This is a genomic window from Actinomadura sp. GC306 (genome assembly GCF_004348665.1).
GTDB lineage: Bacteria > Actinomycetota > Actinomycetes > Streptosporangiales > Streptosporangiaceae > Spirillospora.
Genome location: NZ_SMKM01000367.1, coordinates 1 through 5,560, shown reverse-complemented (window position 1 = coordinate 5,560; position 5,560 = coordinate 1). Strand labels below are relative to the sequence as shown.

4 protein-coding genes and 1 pseudogene are annotated in these 5,560 nt (G+C 75.1%); 2 read left to right on the top strand and 3 right to left on the bottom strand.

Annotated features, from left to right (window positions below):
• Nucleotides 1-275: pseudogene (locus E1200_RS30815) on the top strand (hypothetical protein); the annotation flags it as partial.
• Nucleotides 272-2,788, top strand: a complete 2,517-nt coding sequence (locus E1200_RS30810) for a CHAT domain-containing protein (protein ID WP_243708977.1) — start codon at nt 272-274, stop codon at nt 2,786-2,788. The pseudogene E1200_RS30815 and the gene E1200_RS30810, both read left to right, overlap by 4 nt.
• 17 nt (nt 2,789-2,805) lie before the next feature.
• On the opposite strand, the gene E1200_RS30805 is transcribed toward E1200_RS30810, so the two are convergent.
• The 3 genes from E1200_RS30805 to E1200_RS30795 form a co-directional block, all read right to left on the bottom strand.
• Complete coding sequence (locus E1200_RS30805; protein ID WP_243708976.1) at nt 2,806-3,636, bottom strand: sulfurtransferase; 831 nt, start codon at nt 3,634-3,636, stop codon at nt 2,806-2,808.
• A gap of 84 nt (nt 3,637-3,720) precedes the next feature.
• Nucleotides 3,721-4,866, bottom strand: coding sequence for a nucleotide pyrophosphatase/phosphodiesterase family protein (locus E1200_RS30800; protein ID WP_131955746.1), 1,146 nt, complete (start codon nt 4,864-4,866; stop codon nt 3,721-3,723).
• A 35-nt stretch (nt 4,867-4,901) separates the two neighbouring features.
• Nucleotides 4,902-5,483: a DUF5998 family protein gene (locus tag E1200_RS30795; RefSeq protein ID WP_131955744.1), complete on the bottom strand. Its 582-nt coding sequence runs from the start codon at nt 5,481-5,483 to the stop codon at nt 4,902-4,904.
• Nucleotides 5,484-5,560 lie beyond the last annotated feature (77 nt).

Genomic DNA, 5,560 nt, shown 5'->3' with positions numbered 1-5,560 from the left:
GGCCGGGGAGGGTGCTGACGTTCGCGTGCTCCGGCGCGACGGTGGAGGTCGAGGTGGCGGAGTCCGGCCGGGACCGGGAGCTCACCGGGCGGCTCGTCCCGCCGGCGTCCGGGGCCGTCCAGGTCCGGCACCGGGACCTCCCGCCGGACGGGATCGAGGTCCGCGCGGAGGCCGCCGGGCTGTTCTGGGTGCCGCGCGTGCCCGCGGGCCTGGTGAGCCTGGTGCTGCGGCTGGACGACGGCACGTCGATCGTGACGAGCTGGGTGCGGCTGTGACCGCGCCCGCGCCGGACGAGCGCGCCCTCCTACGGCTCGCGTCCGTCGACCCGGCGACCGCGTACGTGCGGGCGCTGGCGCTGATCGAACGCGGTGGCGGCGTGGTGGCGCTGCGGATCGCCGGGCTGGCCGCCAAGGAACTGGGGCGCCTGGACGAGGGGCTCGGCTTCCTGCACAGGGCGCTGGAGCTGGCACGCGGCGACGGGTACCGGGCGGCGCAGGTGCGGATGAGCCTGGTCGGCCTGCTCACGGCGCGCGGTGACCTCGCCGAGGCGCTCGCCCACGCACATGCGGCGGAGGCCGTCCTCCAGGGCGAGGATGCGGACCGGCTGGCGGCCAACAAGGCTTGCGCGCTGGCGCGGGCAGGGCGGCTGGACGAAGCGCACGAACTTGCCGCGCATGCTCTGCCTCGGTTACGGGACGGGCACGATCCGGCCGTCCTCAATGGTCTGCTCACCAACCTCGGTCTTGCCCGGGCGTTCCGCGGCGACCTGGCGGCGGCAGAGAGCGACCTGACGGAGGCGGTCGCCGTGGGCGAGGCCGCTGGGTTACATCACCAGACGGCCATGGCCAAGGGGAATCTTGCCTTCGTGGTGTCGCGCCGTGGGGACGTCCCGCGCGCGCTTCGGCTCTTCGCCGAGGCCGAGCCGCATCTGACCGGTGAACGCCTGGCGCAGTGCCGGTTCGACCAGGCGGAGACCCTCATCATGGCGGGCTTGCCAGGCGAGGCCCGTCCCGTGCTCACCGCCGCCTTGGACGCCGCAACGGCGAACGGCTACAGATGCGACATCGCGGATGGCTACCTCCTCCTCGCCCACGCCGAGCTGGCGGACGCCAATCCGGAGCGGTGCACGGACGCCGCCGAACAGGCACGCGCCCTGTTCGCCGAGCAGGAGCGGACGGGATGGATGCTCCTGGCCGAGCACGTGTTACTCAGGGCCCGCTGGGCGTGCGGGGAGCGCTCACCCGTCCTGCTGCGTTCGGCGGAGGCCGCGGCCGCCCGGCTGGAGAGCGGCGGCTGGGCCGACGCCGCGGACGAGGCCCGCATCGTCGCGGCCCGCGTGGCGCTGGCGCTCGGCAGGCCGTCCGGGCACCTGCTCTCCCGTGTCGGACGTTCGGACGGCTCGGTGCAGGCTCAGATCGCGGGCTGGCACGCCGTCGCGCTCGAACGCGCCGCGCGGGCCGATCACGCGGGCGCGGTCGCGGCGGTCGGCGCCGGGCTCCAGGTGACCGAGGAGCACGCGGAGACGCTCGGTGCGCTCGACCTGCGGGCACGCGCGGCCGGGCTCGCCGGTGAGCTGTCCGAACTCGGGCTCGGGCTGGCCGGCTCGGCGTCGGAGCTGCTCGCCGTCGAGGAGCGGCGGCGGGCGATCGCGCGCCCGGCCCGGGTGCGGCCTCCGCGGGATCCCGGGCGCGCTGAGGCGCTGACAAGGCTGCGTGTTCTCAGCGTCGAGCACACGGCGGGGATGGCCGGGAGCGTCCCGGCCGCGCCGGCGGAGGACGTCGCGAACCTGGAGGCGGAGATCCGCGCGCGGACGCGCCGCCGCCCGCCCGGGACGTCTCCGCACCGCTTCCCGGGCGTCGAGGAGGTCGCCGCCGCCCTCGGCGAGCGGGCTCTCGTCGAGATCATCAAGATCGGTCCCGAGCTGCACGCGGTGACCGTCGCCGCGGGTGAGGCCCATCGCCACCACCTCGGGCCGGCCGACGACGCCGTCCGCGAGACCGGGGTGATCCGCTTCGCGGTCCGCCGCCTCGCCGCGCAGGACGCCCCCGAGCCGCTCTCGGCGCTCACCGACGCGGCCCGGCGGCTCGACGATGCGCTGTTCGGCCCGCTTCGCCGCCATACCGGTGACCGGGAGCTCGTCCTCGCACCGACCGGCACGCTGCACGGCCTGCCCTGGGCGGTGCTGCCCTCCCTGGCGGGACGTCCGTTCACGGTCGTCCCGTCTGTCGGGGCCTGGCTGCACGCCCGCGAACCCAAACGCACGGACGGGCATGTCGTGCTCGTGGCAGGCCCCGACCTCGATCACGCCGGACGCGAGATCGCCGCTCTGCACCGCCTCCACCCGCAGGCGATCGTCCTAGACGGTCCTGACGCGCGCGCGGAACGCGTCAGGGACGCCCTGGACGGCGCCGCACTCGTCCACATCGCCGCCCACGGCGAGTTCCGCGAGGGCAACCCGTTGTTCTCGCGCCTGCGTCTAGCCGATGGCCCCCTGGTCGTGCACGACCTGGACGAACCGGCCGCCCCTCCGCGCATGATCGTCCTGTCGGCGTGCGACATCGGCCGGGCCGCCGAGGGCGACGCCGTCCTCGGCATGGCGGGCGCCCTCCTCGCCCTCGGCACCGCCACCATCGTCGCCGCCGTCACCCCGGTCCGCGACGAGGCGACACCGGACTTCATGACCGCCTTCCACACCGCCCTGGCCGCCGGCCGCTCCCCGGCCCGAGCCATGGCGGCCCTCCCCCGCCCCGAGGGGGTGGCCGGTTTCCTGTGCTTCGGTGCCGGGTGACCGCCGTGTGCGGACGGTCAGTTGTCGCCGGTGGCGACGGGGTTGGACGGGTCCGTCACCCAGTTCGACCACGAGCCCACATAGAGGGCGGCGGGTATCCCCGCGAGGTTGAGGGCGAGGATCTCGTGGGCGGCGGTCACGCCGGAGCCGCAGTAGGCGCCGACGTCGAGGGCGTCGGTGGCGCCGAGCTTGGCGAACCGTTCGCGGAGCAGCTCGGGCGGCAGGAACCGGCCGTCCACGCCGACGTTGCCGGACGTCGGGGCGTTGCGGGCGCCGGGTATGTGCCCGGCGACGGGGTCGACGGGCTCCTGCTCGCCCCGGTACCGCTCGGCGGCGCGGGCGTCCAGCAGGACCCCGGCCGTCGCCAGCTCGGCGGCCCCCTCCGCGTCCAGGACGGGCAGCCGCCCCGGACGTGCGATGAAATCACCCGGTTTGACGTCGGGTTCCTCGGTGCTCACCGGGCGGCCCGCCTCCGTCCAGGCGCGGTAGCCGCCGTCCAGGACGCGAACCTGCTCGTGCCCGAAGTACCGCAGCGACCACCAGACGCGCGCGGCGGCCGTGGAGTCGGCGTCGTCGTAGACCACGACGAGGCCGTCCTCCGCGACGCCCGCGCGGCGCATGGCCGCCTGGAACGCGCTCGGCTCGGGCAGCGGGTGGCGCCCGCCGGGGCCCGGCGGCCCGGCCACGTCGCGGTCGAGGTCGACGAAGACGGCGCCGGGCAGGTGCCCCTTGCGGTAGGACTCGATCCCCGGCGGTCCCGCCAGATGCCATCGGGCGTCCAGCAGGACCACGGGCGTCCGCCGCCGCAGCAGCCGGTCCAACGCGGGCACTTCGATGAGAGGGTGCACACCGCCAGTTTGACCGCCGTTGCCCGGATTAGGGAGGGGCGACATCCGGTTCATTGCGATTCGTCCTGAGGGATCGGCGGCGGGTCAGGGCCGGGACGTGGTGAGCAGCGGCACGAGCTGCTCGGCGGGGACGAGCGAACCGTGCATGCCGACCATCCGCTCCAGCCACGGCTCGCGCTCGGACGCCACGATCGCGAGGTCGGTGTGCGGTACCGCGACGACGTCGCCGACGCGCTCCGCCATCCCCGGGCCCATCGGGCCGAACCAGCCGTCCGCCACTGCTTGCTCGCGCGAGACCACCCACGCCCTGTCGCCCAGCACGTCCGTCCAGGCGGCGAGGACGTCGTCATGGGCGCCCGGCTCGCTGTAGACGTACCGGGCGCGGGCGTCGCCGCCGAGGAGGGCGACCCCCTCCCGCAGCTCGGGCACGGTGTCGGCGTCGACGCGTTCGGTGGGGTCGACCATGCCGTGGTCGGCCGTGACGTACAGCGCCGTCCCGGGCGGCAGGACAGCCGCGATCTCCTGGACGAGGACGTCCACGAACCGCAGCTGGTGCCGCCAGTCGCGGGAGCCGACACCGAACCGGTGGCCGGTCGCGTCGAGGTCGGCGTGGTACGCGGTCACGTACGAGCGGCCGCCGCGGCGCAGCGCCTTCTCGACCCGCCCGACGAGCTGCCCGAGGCTCTCGGCGCTCACGTACCGGGCGCCGCGGGCGGTGGCGCGGGTGAGCGCCGACCTGCGGTACTGGTGCAGCGAGACGTACGCGGTCTCGACGCCGTCCGCCGCCGCCCGCTCGTACGCGGTCGGGACGGGCTGGAACGTCTCCGGGTCGGCGTCCTCGGCCTTCCAGAGCAGGCAGTTGAGCAGCCTGCCGGTGTCGGGCACCGCCACCTGCAGGCCGAGCAGCCCGTGCGCGCCGGGCACGGCGCCCGTGCCCAGCGAGGCCAGGCTGGTCACCGTCGTCGCCGGGAACCCGGCCGTGATCGGGCGGCCCTGCATCGCGTTCAGGAAGGGCGCCTCGTCCGGGTGGGCCCTGAGCTGCTGCCAGCCGAGGCCGTCGACCAGCAGGACGCAGGCGCGCGGCAGCGCCGGCAGCTCCAGCACGTTGGCGGCGTCCGGGACGCCGAGGGCCGCCAGCACCGACGACGGGAGATCGGCGAGGGCGCCCGCCCCGTACCGCGGGACGGGCGCCTCCCCGCTCGGCTCGGCCGTCTGTTTCGTTTCGGTCACTCATCAGCTCCGGTCACGGGGGCGGTCGGCTCGGCTCAGCGCGCGGTCGCGGCGGACAGCTCCGCGGCGAACGCCAGCACCTGCCCGACGGCCTCGGCACCGTCGGCCGCCTCGCTCACCCGCAGGGACAGGTCGTCCGCCGTGACGCTGCCGGTGTAGCCGTGGTCGGCCTCGCAGTTCTCGTCGCCGCAGGTCGCGGGCTCCAGGTCGACGTGCGCGATGGCGCCCCAGCCGATCGTCAGCACCACCTCGGTCGGCGGGACGCCCGGCACGTACGAGGCCGGGTCCGGAACGACCCGCGTCACCGCGACCGACTGGACGCGTTCCAGCTTGACGGCCTCGGTGGTGGTGGAGGCGTGCGGCCGGGCCATGCCCTCGCCCGGTGGATGCTCGTCGGTGTGGCACACCAGCAGCCGGCTCGCCGAAAGGACGAGCACGGTCACGTGCCGCCGCACTTCCATCGCCGGGTCGAACGTCGCCTCATGGTGCACCACGTAGGCGACGACGGGCTCGTCCCCGACTGCCGACTCGACCGCGTCCGCGACCAGGGCCGGGTAGTAACCGCTGCGCTCGATCGCCGTGCGCAGACCGCTCACCGTCGCTCGGGTTTCCCTCATGGACCCATCCTGCCCTGTCCAGGGCCGGACGTGCACATGACTGACCGGAGCGCACGGTCATTCCCGCGTTCAGGGGG